18 protein-coding genes and 2 tRNA genes are annotated in these 21,060 nt (G+C 70.7%); 5 read left to right on the top strand and 15 right to left on the bottom strand.

Features of this window, described 5'->3' with window-relative positions; all coding sequences use genetic code 11:
• Positions 1 to 69 precede the first annotated feature (69 nt).
• The 3 genes from ndk to ACQPYD_RS06730 form a co-directional block, all read right to left on the bottom strand.
• A complete protein-coding gene (ndk, locus tag ACQPYD_RS06740) occupies positions 70 to 474 on the bottom strand; it encodes a nucleoside-diphosphate kinase (RefSeq protein WP_267948599.1) in 405 nt (134 codons plus the stop codon).
• A gap of 159 nt (positions 475 to 633) precedes the next feature.
• Complete coding sequence (locus ACQPYD_RS06735; protein ID WP_433700229.1) at positions 634 to 1,041, bottom strand: DUF4233 domain-containing protein; 408 nt, start codon at positions 1,039 to 1,041, stop codon at positions 634 to 636.
• A gap of 34 nt (positions 1,042 to 1,075) precedes the next feature.
• Positions 1,076 to 2,428 (bottom strand): bifunctional folylpolyglutamate synthase/dihydrofolate synthase, encoded by a 1,353-nt coding sequence (locus tag ACQPYD_RS06730; protein WP_433700228.1) that lies wholly within the window; start codon positions 2,426 to 2,428, stop codon positions 1,076 to 1,078.
• A 111-nt stretch (positions 2,429 to 2,539) separates the two neighbouring features.
• Here ACQPYD_RS06730 and ACQPYD_RS06725 point away from each other — a divergent pair, with 111 nt between their 5' ends.
• A complete protein-coding gene (locus ACQPYD_RS06725) occupies positions 2,540 to 3,814 on the top strand; it encodes a hypothetical protein (RefSeq protein ID WP_433700227.1) in 1,275 nt (424 codons plus the stop codon).
• Between the two features lie 94 nt (positions 3,815 to 3,908).
• Here ACQPYD_RS06725 and ACQPYD_RS06720 read toward each other — a convergent pair whose 3' ends face one another.
• From ACQPYD_RS06720 to ACQPYD_RS06710, 3 genes are all read right to left on the bottom strand, one after another.
• Positions 3,909 to 5,291, bottom strand: coding sequence for an LVIVD repeat-containing protein (locus tag ACQPYD_RS06720; RefSeq protein WP_433700226.1), 1,383 nt, complete (start codon positions 5,289 to 5,291; stop codon positions 3,909 to 3,911).
• 136 nt (positions 5,292 to 5,427) lie between these two features.
• A complete protein-coding gene (locus ACQPYD_RS06715) occupies positions 5,428 to 6,858 on the bottom strand; it encodes an LVIVD repeat-containing protein (protein WP_433700225.1) in 1,431 nt (476 codons plus the stop codon).
• 198 nt (positions 6,859 to 7,056) lie between these two features.
• Positions 7,057 to 8,436, bottom strand: a complete 1,380-nt coding sequence (locus ACQPYD_RS06710) for an LVIVD repeat-containing protein (protein ID WP_433700224.1) — start codon at positions 8,434 to 8,436, stop codon at positions 7,057 to 7,059.
• Positions 8,437 to 8,767: 331 nt separating this feature from the next.
• On the opposite strand from ACQPYD_RS06710, the gene ACQPYD_RS06705 reads away from it, so the two are divergent.
• The gene (locus tag ACQPYD_RS06705) at positions 8,768 to 9,478 is read left to right on the top strand and encodes a DUF305 domain-containing protein (RefSeq protein WP_433700223.1); all 711 of its coding nucleotides are present in this window, start codon (positions 8,768 to 8,770) and stop codon (positions 9,476 to 9,478) included.
• 120 nt (positions 9,479 to 9,598) lie between these two features.
• Here the strand turns inward: ACQPYD_RS06705 and clpX are convergent, their stop codons facing one another.
• The 5 genes from clpX to ACQPYD_RS06680 all read right to left on the bottom strand — a co-directional run bounded on the left by clpX (position 9,599) and on the right by ACQPYD_RS06680 (position 14,444).
• Positions 9,599 to 10,873, bottom strand: coding sequence for an ATP-dependent Clp protease ATP-binding subunit ClpX (gene clpX / locus ACQPYD_RS06700; protein WP_267948592.1), 1,275 nt, complete (start codon positions 10,871 to 10,873; stop codon positions 9,599 to 9,601).
• A gap of 279 nt (positions 10,874 to 11,152) precedes the next feature.
• The gene (locus ACQPYD_RS06695; RefSeq protein ID WP_267948591.1) at positions 11,153 to 11,809 is read right to left on the bottom strand and encodes an ATP-dependent Clp protease proteolytic subunit; all 657 of its coding nucleotides are present in this window, start codon (positions 11,807 to 11,809) and stop codon (positions 11,153 to 11,155) included.
• Positions 11,810 to 11,873: 64 nt separating this feature from the next.
• Positions 11,874 to 12,398 (bottom strand): ClpP family protease, encoded by a 525-nt coding sequence (locus ACQPYD_RS06690; RefSeq protein WP_267948590.1) that lies wholly within the window; start codon positions 12,396 to 12,398, stop codon positions 11,874 to 11,876.
• A gap of 298 nt (positions 12,399 to 12,696) precedes the next feature.
• Positions 12,697 to 14,142: a trigger factor gene (tig, locus tag ACQPYD_RS06685; protein WP_344184639.1), complete on the bottom strand. Its 1,446-nt coding sequence runs from the start codon at positions 14,140 to 14,142 to the stop codon at positions 12,697 to 12,699.
• A gap of 227 nt (positions 14,143 to 14,369) precedes the next feature.
• Positions 14,370 to 14,444 (bottom strand) — tRNA-Pro (locus ACQPYD_RS06680).
• A gap of 117 nt (positions 14,445 to 14,561) precedes the next feature.
• Between ACQPYD_RS06680 and ACQPYD_RS06675 the strand changes: the two genes are divergently transcribed.
• The 3 genes from ACQPYD_RS06675 (at position 14,562) to ACQPYD_RS06665 (ending at position 17,417) form a co-directional block, all read left to right on the top strand.
• Positions 14,562 to 14,635 (top strand) — tRNA-Gly (locus ACQPYD_RS06675).
• A gap of 243 nt (positions 14,636 to 14,878) precedes the next feature.
• Entirely contained in the window at positions 14,879 to 15,382 is a 504-nt protein-coding gene (locus tag ACQPYD_RS06670) for an adenylyltransferase/cytidyltransferase family protein (RefSeq protein WP_267948588.1), read from the top strand.
• 169 nt (positions 15,383 to 15,551) lie between these two features.
• Positions 15,552 to 17,417 (top strand): ABC transporter ATP-binding protein, encoded by a 1,866-nt coding sequence (locus tag ACQPYD_RS06665; RefSeq protein ID WP_433701975.1) that lies wholly within the window; start codon positions 15,552 to 15,554, stop codon positions 17,415 to 17,417.
• Between the two features lie 81 nt (positions 17,418 to 17,498).
• Here the strand turns inward: ACQPYD_RS06665 and ACQPYD_RS06660 are convergent, their stop codons facing one another.
• From ACQPYD_RS06660 to mgtE, 4 genes are all read right to left on the bottom strand, one after another.
• Positions 17,499 to 18,044, bottom strand: a complete 546-nt coding sequence (locus tag ACQPYD_RS06660; RefSeq protein ID WP_433700222.1) for a (2Fe-2S) ferredoxin domain-containing protein — start codon at positions 18,042 to 18,044, stop codon at positions 17,499 to 17,501.
• 92 nt (positions 18,045 to 18,136) lie between these two features.
• Entirely contained in the window at positions 18,137 to 18,985 is an 849-nt protein-coding gene (locus ACQPYD_RS06655; RefSeq protein ID WP_433700221.1) for a peptidoglycan DD-metalloendopeptidase family protein, read from the bottom strand.
• A 342-nt stretch (positions 18,986 to 19,327) separates the two neighbouring features.
• Positions 19,328 to 19,525, bottom strand: a complete 198-nt coding sequence (locus tag ACQPYD_RS06650; protein WP_267948585.1) for an antitoxin — start codon at positions 19,523 to 19,525, stop codon at positions 19,328 to 19,330.
• 95 nt (positions 19,526 to 19,620) lie between these two features.
• Positions 19,621 to 20,964 (bottom strand): magnesium transporter, encoded by a 1,344-nt coding sequence (gene mgtE / locus ACQPYD_RS06645; RefSeq protein ID WP_433700220.1) that lies wholly within the window; start codon positions 20,962 to 20,964, stop codon positions 19,621 to 19,623.
• Between the last annotated feature and the right edge of the window lie 96 nt (positions 20,965 to 21,060).

The raw sequence follows: 21,060 nt of genomic DNA, 5'->3' as shown, positions 1-21,060 counted from the left end.
GGACGAACCATGAGAAGTCGACTACCGGGCCGCGGACCCCATGCCGTAGGGTCCGCGGCCGCCCGGCCCCTACAGGTCGGGGAAGAACAGCTTGATCTCGCGCTCCGCCGAGTAGGTGGAGTCCGAACCGTGCACGATGTTCTGCTGGACCTCCAGCGCGAAGTCGCCGCGGACGGTGCCGGGCGCGGCGGTCACCGGGTCGGTGGCGCCGGCCAGGGCCCGGAAGGCCTCCACGGCGCGCTCGCCCTCGACCACCAGGGCGACCAGGGGGCCGCCGGTGATGAACTCCACGAGAGAGCCGAAGAACGGGCGCTCCGCGTGCTCCTCGTAGTGCGTCCGGGCGGTCTCGGCGTCGAGCGTGCGCAGCTCCATCGCGGCGAGCTTCAGGCCCTTGCGCTCGATGCGCGAGATGACCTCGCCGACGATGCTGCGGCGGACGCCGTCCGGCTTGATGAGAACGAGAGTGCGCTCCACGTGCGTGTCAACTCCTCACTGGGACTCCGCGTGGCGCGTGGGCGATCGCCCACGGCGTAGGCCGCACGCGGAGGTTCGGGTGGTGGGTCACGGAAGCGGGGCCGCGAAGGGGGAGAACCCTCCCGAGGGGACCGGCCGCCTGTCCGGACGTGCGTCACACTATCGCGTTTGCCGCGGCGACGCGGTGGCCGCCGAACCCTCCCCGCCCCCGTCCCCGGAGGCGGCCGCCTCGGCCTCGGCGCGGGCCGCGTGCGCGGCCTTCATCTCGTCGGTGCGGCGGCCCATGACCACCCCGGTCACCCACAGGGACACGAACACGACCGCGATGAGCACCGCCCCGGACACCAGGAAGGAGGTGAACAGGAACGCGGCCTGCAGCGCCCAGGCGGCGTAGTGCGCCCACGTGCGCTTCTGGAGGCCGGAGAGCACCAGGGCGACGGCGGCCATGCCGCCCCACAGGCTCGCGGCGGCGGACGGCTCCATCCCCTCCAGGGAGATGGCGACGGGGATGAAGAGGCCGATCACGATGGCCTCGAACAGCAGGACGACGGCGCAGACTACGCGCACAGCGGGTTCCCTTCGTTGTGTGTCGCCCCGCCCGTCACTCGCCGGAACCGCGCAGCAGGTGGACGGTGTCACCGGCGGTGACGACCGACCCGGTGACCAGCACACCGGTGCCGCCGAGCTCTCCGCCCTCCTCGGCCAGGCCGACGGCCCGGTCGATGGCGTCGTCGAGTCGGGGAACCACGTGCACACGGTCGTCCCCGAAGACCTGTCGGGCGAGGGCGCCCAACTGCTCCGGTCCGAGGGAACGCGGTGAGGAGTTACGGGTGACGACGATCTCGTCAAGCAGTGGTTCGAGGGGGTCGAGGATCCCCTCGACGTCCTTGTCGGCCATGATCGCGACGACGCCCACCAGGCGGGAGAAGCTGAAGGCCTCCCCCACCGCGGCCGCGGTGGCGATCATCCCGGCGGGGTTGTGCGCCGCGTCGGCGATGACGGTCGGGCTGGTGCGCACGACCTCCATGCGCCCCGGGGAGTCCACTCCGGCCAGGGCCTCGGCGACCATCGCCGGATCGAGCCCCTCGGCGTCCTCCCCCGCGGACGCGAACGCCTCCACGGCGGCGACGGCCACGGCCGCGTTCCCCGCCTGGTGGGCGCCGAACAGGGGGAGGAACAGGTCCTCGTAGTCCCGGGTGAGGCCCTTGAGGGCGAGCTGCTGGCCGCCGACGGCCACCTCGCGGGAGGTGACGCCGAACTCCAGCCCCTCGCGGGCCACCTGGGCCCCCGCCTCGGCGGCGTTGCGGAGGAGGACCTCCGCCGCGGACACCGGCTGCTGGGCCAGGACCGCCACGGAGCCGGGCTTGATGATGCCGGACTTCTCCTCGGCGATGCCGTGCAGGGTGTCGGGCAGGTAGTCGGTGTGGTCGATGCCGATCGGGGTCACCACGGCCACGTCGCCGTCGACGACGTTGGTGGCGTCCCAGCGGCCGCCCATGCCCACCTCGACCACGGCGACGTCCACGGGGCTGTCCGCGAAGGCCGCGTAGGCCATCACGGTGAGGATCTCGAAGAACGACAGGGGCGCGTCGTTCATCTCGTCGGCCATGTCGATGTAGGGGCGGATGTCGTCGTAGGTCTCGACGAACCGCTCCTGGGAGACGGGCTCACCGTCGACGACGATGCGCTCGCGCACGGTGCGCAGGTGCGGGCTGGTGTAGCGGCCCACGCGCAGGCCCCTGGCGCGCATGAGCGCGTCGATCATGCGCGCGGTGGACGTCTTGCCGTTCGTCCCCGTGACGTGGATGACCCGGAAGTTGCGATGGGGGTCACCCAGCAGATCCAGCAGGGTGCGGACGCGGTCCAGGCGGGGATCGATGTCGGACTCGGGTGCGCGGGAGAGGATCTCGGCGGTCACCTCGGCGTAGCGCTGCTCGGCGCTCACGCCGCTCACGGTGTCTCAGTGGTCGGGGTGTACACCCGCGCCAGTGTACGCGCCCCCACCTGGGCCCGGACTCCGGGTGAGGGGTCCGGCGGCCGATGTCGCACAGACCATACTTGGGGTATGCCGAGCCCTGACCCCTTCTTCACCGAGTGGGCGGAACGCCGCCCCGGACAGACACGCAGCCTGGGACGCGCTTCGGCGCTCCTGGCCGCCCTCGGCCTGGACGCCGACCGCACCCCCGTGCTGGGGGTCGTCGGCTCCAAGGGCAAGGGCAGTACGGCGACGACGGCGGCGGCAGCCCTCTCGGCGGCCGGCCTGCGCACCGTCCTGGTGACGGGGCCGAGCTTCCGCTCCTACCGCGAACGCGTGCGGGTGGACGGGGCGTCGGTGGACGACGCGGTTCTGGACGCCCTGGGCGCGCGGATCGACGCCGCACGACGGGAGCTGCCGACGGTGGAGGAGTCGGGGGGCTACCTGGCGCCGAGCGGCCTCTTCCTGGTCGCCGGGCTCCTGCATGCGCGGGAGGCGGGCGCCGACGTGTGCGTCCTCGAGGCCGGGATGGGCGGGCGCCGCGACGAGCTGCGCCTGGCGGGCCCGGAGGTCGTCGCGCTCGGGAAGGTCTTCGCCGAGCACGTGGGCGTCCTCGGCGCCGACGTGGTCGAGATCGCCCGGGAGAAGACCCTGGTCGCCGGGGAGCGGACCCGGGCCCTGGTGCGCCTTCCGCAGACCCCCGAGGTGGCCGCCGAGGTCGACGCGGCGCTGGCCGACGCGACCGGTGGGAGGGTCGGGGCCGAGGTCGTCGATCCGGAGGCGGCGGGGACGGAGCCGCCGCCCGCGCTGCGGCCGCCGGGCCTGTCGGCGGCCTCCGGGGTCCTGGGCACGGCCGCCGCCGCGCGGATGCTGGAGCACCTCGGGATCCCGGCGCCGGACCGGCGGACCCTGCACGGCGTTCTGGCGACCGTCCGCCTCCCGGGGCGGCTGTCCCGGCACACGGTGCCGCTCCCGGCGGGGAGGGCGCCCGGCGGGGAGGCCCCGGACGCGGAGGTGGTGGTGGACTCGGCCATCGACCGCGTCGGCGTCGCGGCGGCCCTGGCCCACGCGCGCGGCCTGTGGGGCGGGGTGGACCACGTGCTGCTGTGCCTGCCGGACCACAAGGACGTCTCCGGCGCCGTGGAGGTCCTGGGCGGCCTTCCCGTGACGGCCGTGCGCCTGCCCGAGGCCCACTTGCGCTTCGAGCACGTCCTGCCCCCGCACTGGGGCCGCATGGACGCCGGGGACCTGACCGCGGCGGCCCTGGCGGCGCTCGGCCGCCGGGTCCTGGCCCTGGGCACGGTGTACTTCACCGGCCGCGTCCTGGAGGCGGTGGACGCCCCCACCGACCGGCTGTTCGGCTGACGCGTCCGGGGACCCCGCCGGGTCCCCGGACGCGGAGCGGGGGCGGCGCCGGGCACCGCCCCCGCCCGGGGAGCCTCCTCCCCGTCCGGGCCGGTCAGCCCCGCCCGGGCCTGTACTCGGGCTGGGACTGCGGGTTGAACTCGTCCATGCGCACGCGCTCGGCGGCCCGCAGGCGCGGGTCGTCCAGCTTCAGCACGTCGATGCCCCGCTCGATGTCGGAGGAGTAGACGTAGCCGTTGTAGTAGTACGCGGACCAGCTGTCGTTGTCCTGGACGCCGTCCTCGACACGGGAGTCGATGTCGAAGTAGCCGATCTCCTCGGGGTTCGCCGCGTCGTTGAAGTCGATGACCGAGACGCCGCCCGTGTACCAGGACTGCACGAAGAAGTCCTGCCCGGGCACCGGGATCAGCGAGCCGTTGTGGGCGACGCAGACCTCTCCGCCCTGGTGGCGGTCGATCTTGAAGTAGCTCTGGAACGACAGGTCGGCTTCGGCTCCGTCACCGTCGAGGGAGTAGACGGCGTCGGCGCCGCGCTCCGGGCCGATCTCCTCGGTGCAGGTGGGGGCCCCGCCTCCGCCGAGCTCGTCGGTGAAGACCACGTTCCTGCCGTCGTTGGTGAACGTCGCCGAGTGCCAGAACGCGAAGTTGGTGTCCTGCACGACCTCGGTCACGACCGGGGCGGCCGGGTCCGAGATGTCCATCAGGATGCCGTCGCCCATGCACGCGCCCGCGGCGATGTCCCTGCTCGGGAAGACCGTGATGTCGTGGCAGCCGGAGGTCCCGGTGTTGCCGCCGTCCGGGAACATGACCGGCGCGTCGACGAGCTCGGCCGAGGCCGGGTCGTCGACCGGCACCTCGATGATCGAGATCTTGTCGTGCGGCGGCTGGCAGTTGGGGAACTGCGAGGAGGGCGAGTACGACGACACGTAGATGTACTCGTGCTCGCCGTCCTTGCCGGGCACCAGCGTGTTGGTGTGCGAGCCGCAGTCGGTCGCCACGGCCGCCACGTACTGCGGGTTCGCCTTGTCCGAGATGTCGAAGATCCGGATGCCCTCGAACCCGTCCGGGTTCGTCGTGGGCACCGACGCCGCGCCGCACTCCGTACCGGCGCGCGGGTAGTCGACCGAGAAGTACAGCAGGTCACCGCTCACCGACACGTCGCCCTGCCCACCGGGGCAGAGCACCTCGGACACGATCTGCGGGTCCTCGGGCTCGGAGATGTCGTAGACGACGAACCCGTCGTAGTTGCCGCCGATGGCGTAGTCGCCGGTGAACGCCAGGTCCGAGTTGGTGCTGCGCACCGCGTCGGGCTTGGGCACGTGGGCGACATGGGTGACGTTGCTGCTGATCTCGTCGGCGGGCGCCTCGTCCGCGTACGCGGAGGCCGGGCTCAGCAGGCCGACGAGGAGCGTCCCCGCGGCGGCGGAGAGGGCGGCCGTACGCGCGAGGCGCCGGCCGGGGGTGGGTGGTGCGGGCATGGGGGTTCTCCTGTGCGCTAGGGGGTGGGCGGGGGCTTGTCCCGGGGCCGCGGCGCGCGCCGCGGCCCCGTCGTCCGTGCGCCGGACCCTCCCGGGGCCGGGAGGGTCGCGCGGCGCTGCCGGACCCGGGGGAGGGTCAGCGCCCCTCGCCCCGGCCGGGCCTGTACTCGGGCTGGGACTGCGGGTTGAACTCGTCCATGCGCACGCGCTCGGCGGCCCGCAGGCGCGGGTCGTCCAGCTTCAGCACGTCGAGTCCGCGGGAGATGTCGGAGGAGTAGACGTAGCCGTTGTAGTAGTACGCCGACCAGGAGCCGCCCAGGACGAGCCGGTCGTCGTCGATCGGGTCGCGGTCGAAGTGGCCGATCTCCCTCGGGTTCTCCGGGTCGTTGAAGTCGATGACCGAGACGCCGCCCTGGTACCAGGACTGCACGAAGAAGTCCTGCCCGGGCACCGGGATCAGCGAGCCGTTGTGGGCGACGCAGTTCTCGGTGGCGGTCTGGTGGCGGTCGATCTTGTAGTAGCTCTGGAATTCGAGCGCGTCGTCGCCGATGGCGTAGATGGCGTTCGCCCCCCGCTCGGGGCCGATGGCCTCGCTGCAGGTGGCCGCGCCCCCGCCGCCGAGCTCGTCGGTGAACGTGACCGTCTCGCCGTTGTTGGTGAACGTCGCCGAGTGCCAGAACGCGAAGTTGGTGTCGCGGACGACCTCGGTCACGACCGGGGCGGCCGGGTCCGAGATGTCCATCAGGATGCCGTCGCCCATGCACGCGCCGGCCGCGATGTCCTTGGACGGGTAGACGGTGATGTCGTGGCAGCCGGAGGTGTTGGTGTTGCCGCCGTCGGGGAAGAGCACGGGGGCGTCGACGAGCTCGGCCGAGGCCGGGTCGTCGACCGGCACCTCGATGATCGAGATCTTGTCGTGCGGCGGCTGGCAGTTGGGGAAGCGCTCGGAGGGCGAGTACGACGACACGTAGATGTACTCGTGCTCGCCGTCCTTGCCGGGGACGAGGGTGTTGGTGTGCGAGCCGCAGTCGGTGGGCACGGCCGCCACGTACTGCGGGTTCGCCTTGTCCGAGATGTCGAAGATCCGGATGCCCTCGAAACCCTCGGGGTCGGTCGTGGGCACCGACGCCGCGCCGCACTCCGTACCGGCACGGGGATAGTCCACCGAGAAGTACAGCAGGTCACCGCTCACCGACACGTCGCCCTGCCCGCCGGGGCAGAGCACCTCGGACACGATCTGCGGGTCCTCGGGCTCGGAGATGTCGTAGACGACGAAGCCGTTGTAGTTGCCGCCGATGGCGTAGTCGCCGGTGAACGCCAGGTCCGAGTTGAAGTCGCTCATCGACTCCGTCTTCGGGACGTTGGTCACATGAGTCACGTTGGAGCTGGTGTCGGCGTCGCTGACGAACGCGTCGTCGGCGGAGGCGGAGGCGGAGGCGGAGGCGGAGGCGGAGGCGGGACCGAGGAGTCCGGCCACGAGGGCGGCCGCTCCGGCCAGGGTGAGGCCGGTCAGCCCTCTTCGGGCCGAGGCGTATCTGGGGCGGGGGGTCGGGGGGGATGACGCCATACGAACTCCTGATTCTGATTGGAGCGAAACAGGAAGAACGTACACAGTTCAACATCAACATGTATAGGGGGATACAAAAGAAACATGGTTGTTAACACGGTGTCGGCCTGACCCGATCTGGCTGCACAACGCGACTAGCCGCAGGCGGCCGCGGGGCCCGCCAGGTGGACCCGGCGCGCCCCGCAGCCGTCCGTTCTGTCACCGCGGGGACGGAAAAGACGGTTGTGACTGCGGGTTGAACTCGTCCATCCGCACGTTCTCCGCCTCGGACAAACGCGGGTCCGTCAGTTTGAGCACGTCGAGGCCCCGTTGAATATCGGACGAGTAGACGTGGCCCCTGTAGTAGTACGCCGACCAGGAGCCGGCGGTGCTCAGCGTGTCCGGTTTCCAGGGGCCGCGGTCGAAGTGGCCGATCTCCACGGGCCGGTCGGGATCGGTCAGGTCGATGACCGAGACGCCGCCCTGGTACCAGGACTGCACGAAGAAGTCCTGCCCGGGCACGGGAATGAGCGAGCCGTTGTGCGCGACGCAGTTCTCGGTTTCGGTCTGATGGCGCGGCAATTTGTAGTAGCTCCTGAATCCGAGTTCGGGGGACGCGCCACCGAGGTCCAGCGAGTAGACGGCGTCGGCTCCCCTCTCGGGGCCGATCTCCTCCGTGCAGGTGGCCGCGCTTCCGCCGCCGAGCTCGTCGGCGAAGACCACGTTCCTGGCGTCGTTGGTGAACGTCGCCGAGTGCCAGAACGCGAAGTTCGGGTCCTGGACGCGGTCCACCACCCGCGGCTCGGCCGGGTCCGACGTGTCGAACAGCAGGCCGTCGCCCAGGCAGGCCGCCGCGGCGATGTCCCGTTCCGGGTAGACGGTGATGTCGTGGCAGCCCGTGGTCCTCCGGTGCCCGCCGTCCGGGAACAGTTCGGGCTCGCTGACCACCGCGGCAGCGGCGGGGTCGGCCAGCGGCACCTCGATGATCGAGATCTTGTCGTGCGGCTGCTGGCAGTTGGGGAAGCGCTCGGAGGGCGAGTAGGAGGAGACGTAGACGTACTCGTGTTCGCCGTCCTTGCCGGGGACGAGGGTGTTGGTGTGCGAGCCGCAGTCGGTGGGCACGGCCGCCACGTACTGCGGGTTCGCCTTGTCCGAGATGTCGAAGATCCGGATGCCCTCGAAACCCTCGGGGTCGGTCGTGGGCACCGACGCCGCGCCGCACTCCGTACCGGCGCGCGGGTAGTCGACCGAGAAGTACAGCAGGTCACCGCTCACCGACACGTCGCCCTGCCCGCCGGGGCACACGACGGTGGACACCCTCCGGGGCCGCTCCGGGACGGAGATGTCGTAGACGACGAACCCGTCGTAGTTGCCGCCGATGGCGTAGTCGCCGGTGAACGCCAGGTCCGAGTTGTAGGCGGCGTCGCTGTGCAGCCCTTCGGGCTTGGGCAGGTTGGCCAGGTGGACGACCCCGCCCCCCGTGCTCACGCCGTCGGCGGCGCGCGCCCCGGGGACGGCCAGCAGGCCGACGGCCACCAGGAACCCCGCCCCGGCCGCACCCCAGCGGACCCGGCCACCGCGTCCTCGTCCACGCACCACAGCCCACACCCCCACGAATTACACAAAGCTGCCAATTGACTACTTTGTGTTGTACTCCCCGAAGTCGCCACACTCCAGACGAAACGCCGAGGCCAGACATCTACTGACCGATCCACAGGAGGCCGCCACGGGTCCCGCCCGGCGCGAACTGGACGCGGACCACCCCGGACCGGACGCGTACCGAAGGAAACCCTGTCCCGTCGACACACCCTCAGGGCTGGACAAAGCACCCACCGAGTGAGTAGAAAACCCGCAGGACGTTGCCTCAGGGGCACCGGGCCCCACGACACCGCGGATCCGTCCGCACCACACCCCCATCGGAGGACACCTCGTGCGTCGCCTGGCACTCGCGACCGGAGCAGCTCTCGCGCTGCTCGGAGCCACAGCCTGTACCGGTGACGAGGACGGCCGGGAGTCGGCCAACGTCATCGCCCCCGGAGCGCCCGGCGAGTCCTCGTCGCCCGCGACCGCCGACCAGATCGCCGCCCTGGCCGAGGAGCAGGGGCACAACGAGGCCGACGTCACCTACCTGGTGATGATGATCGAGCACCACTCCCAGGCCCTGGAGATGACCGACCTGGTCCCGGAGCGCCACGAGCGCGACGGCATCGAGCGCATCGCCGACCGCATCTCCGCCGCCCAGGGGCCGGAGATCACCGCCATGGAGAGCTGGTTGGAGGAGAACGTCTTCGGCCCCGCCCGGGAGAACCCCGCGCACCAGAACTTCTGCGGCCTGGAGGGGGACGGCACCCACCACGGCGAGGACGCCGACGTGCCCGCGTGCGAGCTGGACGTCGACCACGCCGACATGCCGGGCATGGCCACGCCGGAGGAACTGGAGCAGCTGGCGGAGGCCGAGGGCGACGCTTTCGACCGGCTCTTCGTGGAACTGATGACCACCCACCACGAGGGCGCGGTCACCATGGCCGAGGACGCGATGGCCGAGGGCCGGGACCAGACCGTGCTCAGGATGGCCAACGACGTGATCGCGGAGCAGAACGCGGAGATCGGCCGCATGGCGGAGGTGCTGGAGGACGCGTGACGCGCACCCTCCGGGGCGGCTGTCCGGCGGCCCGTCCGAGGACGCGAGAGGGGCGCCCCCGGGCCGGGGGCGCCCCTCTCGCGTACCGCAGTCGGCCCCGGGGGCCGCACCGCGGCGGGATCAGGCGGACTTCTCCTGGTGGTCGGAGTCCAGCTGGGCCCGCGGCACGATCGTGGGGTTCACGTTGTCGATCACCGTCTCCCGACTGATGATCACCTGCCCCACATCCTCACGCGAAGGCACCTCGTACATCACCGACAACAACACCTCCTCGATGATCGCCCGCAACCCACGCGCACCCGTCCCCCGAATAATCCCCTGCTCAGCAATCGCCTCCAAAGCCTCCGGCGTGAACTCCAACCCCACACCGTCCAACTCGAACAACCGCTGATACTGCTTCACCAACGCATTACGCGGCTCCGTCAAAATCCGGATCAACGCCCCACGATCCAGATCATCCACACTCGTGATCACCGGCAACCGACCGATGAACTCCGGAATCATCCCGAACTTCAACAGGTCCTCCGGCATCACCTCACCGAACAACCCCGACTCCGCCACCTCACCCCGAGGCCGCAGAACCGCATTGAACCCCATCCCCTGCTGACCCGTCCGCGACTCGATGATCTTCTCCAGACCCGCGAACGCCCCACCACAGATGAACAACACATTCGTCGTATCGATCTGAATGAACTCCTGGTGCGGATGCTTGCGCCCACCCTGGGGCGGCACACTCGCCGTCGTCCCCTCCAAGATCTTCAACAACGCCTGCTGCACACCCTCACCCGACACATCACGCGTGATCGAGGGATTCTCACTCTTGCGCGCGACCTTGTCGACCTCATCGATATAGATGATCCCCGTCTCGGCCTTCTTCACATCGTAATCAGCCGCCTGGATCAACTTGAGCAGGATGTTCTCCACATCCTCCCCCACATACCCCGCCTCCGTCAGCGCCGTCGCGTCCGCGATCGCGAACGGCACATTCAGGATCCGCGCCAACGTCTGCGCCAACAGCGTCTTCCCCGACCCCGTCGGACCCAACAGCAAGATGTTGGACTTCGCGATCTCCACGCCCTCCGACCCCGGACGCTCACCCTCCGACCGCACACGCTTGTAGTGGTTGTACACCGCCACCGACAAGGCCTTCTTCGCCTGGTCCTGACCGATCACATACGAGTCCAGGAACTCGTAGATCTCCCGCGGCTTCGGCAACGAGTCCCACGACAGCTCGGTGGCGTCGGCGAGTTCCTCTTCGATGATCTCGTTGCACAGATCGATGCACTCATCGCAGATGTACACGCCGGGGCCGGCGATGAGCTTCTTCACCTGCTTCTGGCTCTTACCGCAGAATGAGCACTTCAGCAGGTCCCCGCCGTCGCCGATGCGTGCCACCCAGCCACTCCTCAAAACTAAGGCCGCCCCGCCGGTGCCGCTCTGACGCGAAACCGCACGGAAGTCGAATCTCCCGTACCCGTCCACGAAGGTCACGGACGGGGCGATCTGTGTGTCGCTCTCCGCCAGACTAAGCGAAAAACCGGACCGGCTTCACCACCGGGCTCCCCCAGGCGGGTCAAGGGCCGGTCCGGCCCACGCTTCACCACTGCCGAGAATCCCCGGCGGAACACCCCGTTCGCCGGGGGCCGCGGAAGGACTTTCGGCTCCGTCACACCCCTACTTGAGGGAGGCCTTGCGGTACGGCAGCACGAAGTCGATGATGCCGTACTCCTTGGCCTCCTCCGCCGTGAGGATCTTGTCCCGCTCGATGTCCTTGGAGACCTGCTCCGGCGTACGACCGGTGTGGCGGGCCAGGGTGGTCTCCAGCTGCGTACGGATACGGGTGATCTCGTTCGCCTGGATCTCGATGTCGCTGGCCTGGCCGTGCATGCCCTCGGTCGCGGGCTGGTGGATCAGGATCCGGGCGTTGGGGAGCGCGCCGCGCTTCCCGGCCGTGCCTCCCGCGAGCAGGATCGCGGCTGCCGACGCGGCCTGGCCGATGCACACCGTCTGGATGTCGGGGCGCACGAACTGCATCGTGTCGTAGATCGCCATGAGGGACGTGAAAGACCCTCCGGGCGAGTTGATGTACATCTGGATGTCCCGCTCGGAGTCGAGCTGCTCAAGGGTGATGAGCTGGGCCATCAGGTCGTTGGCCGACGTGTCGTCGATCTGCACGCCGACGAAGATGATCCGCTCCTCGAAGAGCTTGTTGTACGGATTCATCTCCTTGACGCCGTACGACGTCCGCTCCACGTAGGACGGCAGGACGTAGCGGCTCTGGGGAGCCATCGAGGCCGCGCCGCCGATGAGACTGGGGTTGTACTCGGTCATTTCACGCCTTCCACGCACTGCGCCGTTCCTGGGACCAGGTCCGACGGGTCAACTCTGGGTACGGTCACCTGGTCACGTCGAGGGTGCCCTCGAGCACCTCGTCGATGAAGCCGTACTCCTTGGCCGCCTGAGCGGTGAACCAGCGGTCGCGGTCGGCGTCCTTCTCGATCTGCTCGACCGTCTGCCCCGTGTGCTCGGAGATCTTCTCGATGAACATCTTCTTCACGTAGAGCAGCTGGTCTGCCAGGATCCGGATGTCGGAGGCGGTGCCCCCGATGCCACCGGACGGCTGGTGCATCATGACGCGGGTGTGCGGCAGCGCGTAGCGCTTGCCGGGGGCGCCGGCGCACAGGAGCATCTGGCCCATGGACGCGGCCATGCCGATGCCGACGGTACGGACATCGTTGGGGATGTACTGCATGACGTCGTAGATCGCCATGCCCGCGGTCACGGACCCACCCGGCGAGTTGATGTACAGGGTGATGTCCCGCTGGCGGTCCTCGGCGGACAGCAGCAGGAGCTCACCAACCAGGCGGTTGGCGATCTCGTCGTCGACCTGCTGGCCGAGGAAAACGATTCGCTGGCGCAACAGGCGCTGAGGCGTCTGCTCAATAAAAGGGGAAATCTGCGACTCGGACGTACGAGCGTCGAATCGCGGGGACTCATCAAAGGTCGGCGGCACTCTCGTCACCTGCTCCGGAATCGAAACGGTTGCGATACAGCGACACTAACGCCGACGGAAGCCGGGCTCGTCCGGATACCGTCCCTGTTCGCTTTGAGCGCAGGGTGGCGCAGGGCCCGTACAGCACTTTCCTCCACCAGCGAACACGTCGGGCCCCGACCGGCCCGAGGGGTCGGTCGGGGCCCGCGCACGCCGGGCGGGAAGCCTACTTGGCTTCCTCGGACTTGTCGTCGCCGGCCTCGTCGGCCGCGGCCGCGGGGGCCCCGGTCTCCTCTGCGTCGTCCTCGATGACCTCGAGGGACTCCTCGGCGGCGACCGCGGCGGCCTTGGCCGCGGTCTCCTCGGCGTTCTCCTGCTCGATGACGTTGCCGTCCTCGTCGGTGACCCGGGCGCCGGCCAGGACCAGGTCCATGGCCTTGCCGCGGACGACCTCGGTGAAGGCGACGCGGATCTGGTTGGACTCGACCAGGTGCTGGGCCAGCTGGTCCGGGCTCACGCCCATGCGCTGGGCCTGCTCGAACACGTACTGGCTGAGCTCGCCCTGGTCGGCGCTCAGGTCCTCCTGGATCGCCAGCTGGTCGAGGATGAACCCGGCCTTGACGGCCGAGCGGGCGCCCGTGGTGAGCTCTTCGTCGAACTCCTCCTCGGTCTTCTCCTGCGACTCCAGGTAGGCCTCCTTGGTGAGACCGCCCTGGGCGAGCTGCTGCTCCAGGCTCTGGCGACGGCGGGTGATCTCCTCGTCGACGACCGCGTCGGGCAGCGGCACGTCGACGGACTCGATCAGCTGCTCCAGGGCCTTGTCACGGGCCGCGGAGAGCTGCTGGAGGCGGCGGACCTCCGACATGCGCTTGCGCACGTCGTCGCGCAGCTCCTCGATCGTGTCGAACTCGGAGGCCAGCTGGGCGAACTCGTCGTCCAGCTCGGGCAGCTCCTTGACCTTCACACTGTGCACGGTGACGGTGACGTCCGCCTCCTTGCCCTCGTGCTCACCACCGACGAGGGTGGTCTTGAAGGTGGCCTCGCCGCCGGCCTCCATGCCCACGAGGGTCTCGTCGAGGCCCTCCAGCATGGCGTTGGTGCCGACCTCGTAGGAGTAGCCGCTGACCGCCACGTCGTCGAGCTTCTCGCCGTCGATCGCGGCGGAGAGGTCGATGGACAGGTGGTCACCGGTCTCGACGGGGCGGTCGGCCCCCACGAGGGTGGAGAAGCGCTCGCGCAGCGTGCCGATCTGCTCGTCGACCTGCTCGTCGGTGACCTCGGCGCTGTCGACGGTCACCTCGATGCCCTTGTAGTTCTCGACCTCGAACTTGGGGCGGACGTCGACCTCGGCGGTGAACGCGAGCTCCTCGTTGTCCTCCAGCTTGGTGACCTCCACGTCGGGCTGGCCGAGCGCGAAGAGCTCCTCCTTCTGGATGGCTTCGTTGTAGAGCTCCGGGACGGCGTGGTTGACCGCTTCGCTGATCACCGCGCCGCGGCCGACGTAGCGGTCGATCAGCCGCGCCGGCGCCTTGCCCGGGCGGAAGCCCTTGATCCGGACCTGCTTGGCGAGCGACTTGTACGTCACGTCGAAAGCGTGATCGAGCTCCTCGAAGGGCACCTCGATGGTCAGCTTGACCCGGGTGGGGCTCAGCTCCTCGACATCGGTCTTCACGGGGCGGTACTCCTAGGTTTGCCGGCTGGTGTCCGCGTCGGCCCGCAGGCGCACCACACACAACGGCGAAATGCACGAGCGCACCCCGGGGCCTTGACGACCACGTTCACACGGGGTGCCCTGCGACGGGCTGGGACTTACAGTTTCCTGCTGATCGCACCAAGTCTAGGGCAGATACACAGGGGGCCACGGCGTACGGCCGGAGGCCGATGCCACGGATGGTTTCGTCGGGGTGGCGGGATTCGAACCCGCGGCCTCATGCTCCCAAAGCATGCGCGCTAACCAAGCTGCGCTACACCCCGTACACCGCACCAAGGATCGCACTCCCGGGATGAGGGTGCGACCACGGCTCGGGAGACTGTACTCTTGTCTCCGTCGGCTCCACGAGTCTAGAGGAAACTCGAAGGCTCCGGCGCCACGCGGGCGTAGTTCAATGGTAGAACCCCAGCCTTCCAAGCTGGTCATGCGAGTTCGATTCTCGTCGCCCGCTCCACCGCTCCACCCCGGGCTGCGGCCCCTCCTGCCGGGGCCCTCGCACCGGGGCGCCCCGTCTCCACGGCACGGCGCACCCCCGCGCGAACGCCCCGGCCGCCCCACGGACCCGGCGGACCCCGGAGCCCGGTCCTGCTCCCCCGAGGCGGAATACCCGCCCCGAACGGGTACGTTGACCTTTCGGGCGAACCCGTCGGCGCGGATCGGACACGGGGGCCCTCGCTTCGTTGGGACGGGTGGCTGAATGACGGACACGGACGCGACGCACGGCGCCGACACTCCCCTCGGCGCCCACTGGTTCGAGCGGCCCGAACTCCTGGAGCGGCCCGCCGTCGTCACCGGGGCCTTCGACGTCCTGCACGTCGGACACGTCCGCTTCCTCCGGTCCATCGCCGAACGCGGCCTGCCCCTCGTCGTCGGCATCGAGTCCGACCGCAGGGTGGGCGCCTGGAAGGGGCCCGGACGCCCCGTGAACCCCGCCGAGGAGCGCGCCGAGACGGTGGCCGCGCTCGCCTGTGTCAGCGGCGCCTTCGTCATCGAGGGCCCGCCCGGGGTCGCCGACTGGTCCGCCTACGCCGAACTCCTGCGCCCGCTCGACCCCGCCGCCCTGGCCTACACCGCCGGGGACCGGTACACGCAGGCCAAGATCCGCGGAGCCGACGCCCTCGGCGCCCAGGCGTGGGAGCTGCCGTTCACCCCCGGCCGCTCCACCACGGCCGCGCTGGGCCGGCTCGCCCACTCCCTCTGACCCCCTGGGCCGCCGGAGGCCCCCGGCACGGCGGCGTCCGGGCGACCCCGCACGGGTCGCCGCACCGGCCGCCGGCCGGGCGGCGCGCCCTCCCCGGGAAGCCGTGCACGGGCGCGGGCGTTGACGCATGCGTGGCGAAGCAGCGAGAAGAACGGGGCCGCCCATGTCCATGATGTCGGGAAGACCTTCCTACAGGTCCCTGGTCAACGACGGGAGCGCGAAGGGCAAGCAACTGCCCCCCGGCCTCACCCGCCGGATCGTCTCCTACGCCCGCCCCCACTGGCGGGCGATCCTGTGGTTCCTCCTGGTGACCTCGGTCGGCTCCGCCATCGTGGTCGCCAATCCCCTCCTGCTCAGGGCCATCATCGACGAGGGCATCCTCCCGGGGGACGCCTCCCTCGTGGTGTGGCTGGCGGTCGCCGCGGCGGGGCTGGCCGTCCTGGAGGGCGGGCTGACGCTGCTCGGCCGGTGGCTGTCCGCGCGGATCGGCGAGGGCGTCATCTACCTCCTGCGCACCCAGGTCTTCACCCACGTGCAGCGGATGCCGCTGTCGTTCTTCACGCGCACCCAGACGGGTTCGCTGATCAGCAGGCTCAACACGGACGTGGTGGGCGCGCAGCGCGCGATCACCTCCGTGCTCCAGTCGGTGCTGTCCAACCTGATCAGCGCGGTGGCGGTGCTCGTCACGATGCTCGCCCTGTCGTGGCAGGTGACACTGCTCGCCCTCGTCCTGGTCCCGCTGTTCGTGGTCCCCGCGAAGCTCATCGGGCGCAGGCTCGCCCACATCTCCCGCGACGCGATGGACAACAACGCGGACATGAGCTCCCTCATGACCGAGCGGTTCAACGTCGGCGGCGCGATGCTGGTCAAGCTGTACGGCCGCCCGGACGAGGAGTCGGCGGGGTTCGCCGACCGGGCCGGCCGGGTCCGCGACCTGGGCGTCCGCCAGGCCGTCCTCGGCTCCCTGCTCTTCAGCATGCTGGGCCTGATCACGGCCCTGGCGATGGCGATGGTGTACGGGGTCGGCGGGGTGCTGGCGATCGGCGGGGCGTTCGAGGTGGGCACCCTGGTCGCGCTCACCACCCTGCTCACCCGGCTCTACGGGCCGGTGACGACGCTGTCCAACGTGCACGTGGAGATCATGACCGCGCTGGTCTCCTTCGACCGGGTCTTCGAGGTGCTGGACCTGGAACCGGGTATCAAGGAGGACCCGGACGCGCGGGACCTCCCCCCGGGGCCCCTGGGCATCGAGTTCGACCAGGTGTCCTTCCGCTACCCGGGGGCCCGCGAGTCCTCGGTCGCGTCGCTGGAGCTGGCCCCGCACGCCGAGGTCGACGACGACACCCAGGTGCTGAGCGGGGTGTCGTTCCGGGCCGCGGCGGGCACGATGGTGGCCCTCGTGGGGCCGTCCGGCGCCGGCAAGACGACGCTGACCCACCTGGTCTCCCGCCTGTACGACCCCACCGAGGGCGCGGTGCGCGTCGGCGGGCTGGACCTGCGCGGGGTGACCGGGGACTCGCTGCGCGAGGCGGTGGGCGTGGTCACGCAGGACGCCCAGCTGTTCCACGACACGGTGGGCGCGAACCTCCGCTACGCGCGCCCCGGGGCGACCGACGCCGAACTGGAGGAGGCGCTGCGCACGGCCCGCCTCGGGACGCTCCTGGACCAGCTGCCGAACGGCCTGGACACGATGGTCGGCGACCGGGGTTACCGGCTCTCCGGCGGTGAGAAGCAGAGGCTGGCGATCGCCCGCCTGTTGTTGAAGGCTCCGTCGGTGGTGGTGCTGGACGAGGCCACCGCGCACCTGGACTCGGAGTCCGAGGCCGCCGTGCAGGAGGCCCTGGCGGTCGCGCTGGAGGGGCGGACGTCCCTGGTGATCGCGCACCGGCTGGCCACCGTCCGCGAGGCCGACCAGATCCTGGTGCTGGAGGACGGGCGCGTCCTGGAGCGCGGCACGCACGACGAGCTGCTGGGACGCGAGGGGCTCTACACGGCCCTCTACCGGACCCAGTTCGCGCCGCAGTCGAGGACCTGAGGCCGGGGGCGGGGCCGCGCTCCCGGATCCCCTGCGGGTCCCGGCGGGAGCGCGGGCCCGCAACGGCCCGCGGGACACGCCCTAACCGCGTCCGGCCCCCTCGGCCTCCTTGCGGGCCTTCTTGCGGGCCTTCTTCTCGGCCTTCTTCGCCTTCTTCGCCTTCTTCTCGGCCTTCTTCTTCGCCTTGTCGGACTTCTCGGACCCCGCCCGGCCCTTGTCCGCCCCCTTCTCCGGCCGGGACGCCCCCTCGGGCCCCTTCCCCCCGGAACCCTTCCCGGCCTTCCTGCGCTCCTTCTTGGCGGCCTTGGAGTGCTTGGGCTTCTTGCCCTTCTTCGGCTTCTTGGCGTCCTTGGAGGTGACGTGGCCGGCCAGGACCGCGGGCAGCGGCGCGAGGCCGGGACCGCCGTCGAAGATCCAGTCGTCGACGGCCTCGAGCAGCTCGTCCTCGGTGACCCGCCCCAGCCAGACGGGACGGCCCCCGGCGGCGCGCCCCTCCCCGGACGGCTGCACGACCACCACGTCGGCCTCGAAGCAGATGCCCAGGCACTTGCTGGTGCGGACGGGGACGGTACGGCCGGAGTGGTCCTCGATGGCGCCGAGGCGGGCGAGCTGGGCCTTGTGGTCCACGCCGGGGACCTTCTTCCGGGTCCCGCAGCAGCACCCCCGGCAGACCGTCAACTGACAGGGCCGCCCCTCCGCAGCGCTCACACCCACCCCTCTCACCGGTTTCGTGAGGTTCGCCTTACCTCACCAGCGTAATCGTCTCCCCCGGCCTCCTGACCAGCGGGTACCTCCTCGACCCCGGGGCCCTCGACCACGACGGGCCGCCAGGTCTCCGGCAGCCCCGCCCCGTCGTCCCAGCCGTTCCAGCCCGGGGCCCACACGATCGGCAGGCCCGCCGCGAACAGGGGGCGCCTGTGGTCCATGAGCTGCACGCGCACCTGCGGTTCGGTGCACGCCCCCGAGTTCCCGCACCTGGTCACCACCTGGCCCGCCCGCACCCTGTCCCCGCGGCCGACCGTCAGGGAGCCCCGCGCCAGGTGGCCGAGGAGCAGGTGGTCACCTCCCCCGACGTCGATCACCAGGTGGTTGCCGAGCACCCCCGAGGGGCCGCGCAGCTCCCGCAGGGCGTTCTCCACCACCGCCCCGAAGAGCCACGGCCAGGAATTGCGGCTGCGGTGGTCGCGCCGCCCGTCGTGCGCGGTGACCACCGTGCCGTCGGCGGGGGCGTACACGGACCTGCCGAACGCCGGGAAGTCCTCCGGCGGGCGGCTGAGCGGACGCCAGGCGATGTCGGGCCGGGCCCCTCCCCCCGGCTCGGCGACCAGGCCGAGCGCATAGGTCTGCCCGTAGGCGTGGCTGCCCTGGCTCGGGATCCCGTCAACGGGGCTCGTGAGCGCCATCCACCTGCCGCGCACCGGTGGCAGCACCGTCCTGGGCTCGCGCCGCACCGTGCCGAGCCGCAGGTACACGGCCAGGGCCGCGACGAGCAGCCCGGCGCCCGCCCACCACGGCACGCCGGCGTAGGCCGCGAGCAGGAGGAGGGTGGCGGCCCACATCAGCGGCATGCGGACCCTGGCGGCCAGGACCGGCAGGCGTCCGCCTCCCCGTCCCGCCCCGGCCCCGCCCGGGCGCCGGGGGCCGCCGGGACCCCTCGGGCCCCCTCCGCGCACCGGTGTGTTCGAGGCGTCCGAAACCACGGTGGGCGCACGGCTGCCAACGGGGTCCTGCACAGTCTCCCGGTCCGTCGCGCCGGGTACGGCGGGGAGGTCCGCCGGGGGCCGCGGCACGGCCGGCGCCCCCCGCGGGGCGGTCGGCCCGTCCGGGCCGGGGGAAGGGAACGGGGCGGGTGAGGGCATCCTCCATTGTGGACGCACCCCGCCCGCCCCGCTCACGCACGGCGGCCGGCGCTACTTCCTGTCCTCCCGTGCACGCTTGCGCAGGTACTCCGTCGCGGCTCCGGCCCCCTTGTCGATCCTGTCGTCGTGGGCACCTCCCGTAGCCCTCTTCGCGGCGTCGGCTGCCTTGCCGACCAGCCCCTGGGCCTTCTCGGCGTTGTCGTCGACGGCCTTCTTCAGCCGCTTGAACGCATCTCCGGTACCGGACATGGAATCCCCCCTAGATCCGTCCTGCTCCTGACGCGATACCCGGTTCACACCCTCTTCATGCGGATTGTGCAGACCGGGCGGTCGGTCCGGGCGGATCAGATGCCCAGGACGAGGCGGGCGATGGAGAAGTAGATGATCAGGCCGGTGGCGTCCACGAGGGTCGCCACCATCGGTGAGGACACCACGGCGGGGTCCACGCCGACCTTGCGCGCGAGCAGCGGCATGGCCGATCCGATGACGGCCGCCCACGTGCACACCGCGATCACCGAGCACGCCACCACCGCGGCGACGGCGAACCCGACGAGCAGGGAGCCGATGGCCAGGGCGAGGCCCGCGAGCATGATGCCCAGGAGCAGCCCGACCCGCGCCTCCTTCCAGATGACCCGGGGGAGGTCGCGCACCCGCACCTCGCCCACGGCCAGGGCGCGCACGATGGCGGTGGCCGACTGGGCGCCGACGTTCCCGCCGGTGCCGATGAGCATCGGCACGAACATCGCCAGGGCCGTGACCTCCTCCAGCGTGGCCTCGAACGCCTGCATGACGTTGACTGTCAACGTGGCCGCGACGATGAGCAGCATCAGCCAGACCGACCTCGCGCCCACGAGCCGCAGCACGCTGACGGAGACGTAGTGGTCGCCGACGGGGCTGGCGCCGGACTGCCGGGCCATGTCCTCGGAGTCGGCGGCCTCGATGACCTCCAGGGCGTCGTCGAAGGTCAGCAGGCCCACGAACCGGTCCTCGGAGTCCACCACGGCCAGGGAGACCAGGTTGGCCTCCTGCATCAGGCGTGCGGCGTCCTCCGCGGGCTCCGAGGCGCCGACGCGGGGGGCGAACACGTCGACGATGTCCTTGAGCAGCCGGTCGTCGTCGCTGACGACCAGGTCCCCCAGGGTCACCGTGCCGACGAGGCGGCGGCCGTCGCTCACCACCGGCAGGGTGTAGATGGTCTCGGCGTCCGCCCCCCGGGCGCGCACGACCTCCAGGGCGCGGTGCACCGTCAGGTCGCGGTGCAGGATGACGGTCTCCGGGGTCATGAACCGGCCGACGGCGTCCTCGGGGTACCCCAGGAGGGCGGCGGTCATCTTGCGCTCGGCGGGACTGAGGCCGGCCAGGGCTCGGGTGGCGATCTTCGCCGGCGCCTCCCCGATGAGGCGGGCCCGGTCGTCCGGGTCCATCTCCTCCAGGATCTCGTGGAAGGCGCTGTCGCGGAGGCCGAGCAGGATGGCCTGCTGCTGGCTGGGGTCGAGTTCCTCGAAGACCTCCAGCTCGCGGTCCTTGTCCAGGAGCCGGAACGGGATGATCGCCTCGCCTCCGGCCATACGTGAGAGTTCGTCGGCGATCTCGTGGGGCCTGTGCTCGGCCAACCAGAGCCGGATGCCGGTCAGGTCGTTGTTCTCGACCAGATCGGTCAGTTCTTCAGCGCGCTCGCCTTCTGACATGCGAAGCACCCCCTCGCGTCTCCTACGCCCTGCGGGAGGACCCGCGGGCGGCACCAGTCTTCGGATAGCGGTGGGCCTGTGGAGCGGCCCCGCTCC

Origin of the sequence: Nocardiopsis sp. CA-288880 (assembly GCF_050955985.1) — a bacterium.
Classification (GTDB): Bacteria; Actinomycetota; Actinomycetes; order Streptosporangiales; family Streptosporangiaceae; genus Nocardiopsis; species Nocardiopsis tropica.
Note: the sequence above shows the minus strand (reverse complement) of the source record. Positions and strands in the feature narration are given on the sequence as shown.

What these genes read in the sequence shown, in the direction of transcription:
- ACQPYD_RS06725 (WP_433700227.1), top strand. Translation starts at nt 2,540, where the DNA reads ATGCCGAGCCCTGACCCCTTCTTCACCGAGTGGGCGGAACGCCGCCCC.
- ACQPYD_RS06720 (WP_433700226.1), bottom strand. Translation starts at nt 5,291, where the DNA reads ATGCCCGCACCACCCACCCCCGGCCGGCGCCTCGCGCGTACGGCCGCC.
- ACQPYD_RS06715 (WP_433700225.1), bottom strand. Translation starts at nt 6,858, where the DNA reads ATGGCGTCATCCCCCCCGACCCCCCGCCCCAGATACGCCTCGGCCCGA.
- ACQPYD_RS06695 (WP_267948591.1), bottom strand. Translation starts at nt 11,809, where the DNA reads ATGACCGAGTACAACCCCAGTCTCATCGGCGGCGCGGCCTCGATGGCT.
- ACQPYD_RS06670 (WP_267948588.1), top strand. Translation starts at nt 14,879, where the DNA reads ATGACGGACACGGACGCGACGCACGGCGCCGACACTCCCCTCGGCGCC.
- ACQPYD_RS06665 (WP_433701975.1), top strand. Translation starts at nt 15,552, where the DNA reads ATGATGTCGGGAAGACCTTCCTACAGGTCCCTGGTCAACGACGGGAGC.
- ACQPYD_RS06655 (WP_433700221.1), bottom strand. Translation starts at nt 18,985, where the DNA reads ATGCCGCTGATGTGGGCCGCCACCCTCCTCCTGCTCGCGGCCTACGCC.
- ACQPYD_RS06650 (WP_267948585.1), bottom strand. Translation starts at nt 19,525, where the DNA reads ATGTCCGGTACCGGAGATGCGTTCAAGCGGCTGAAGAAGGCCGTCGAC.
- mgtE (WP_433700220.1), bottom strand. Translation starts at nt 20,964, where the DNA reads ATGTCAGAAGGCGAGCGCGCTGAAGAACTGACCGATCTGGTCGAGAAC.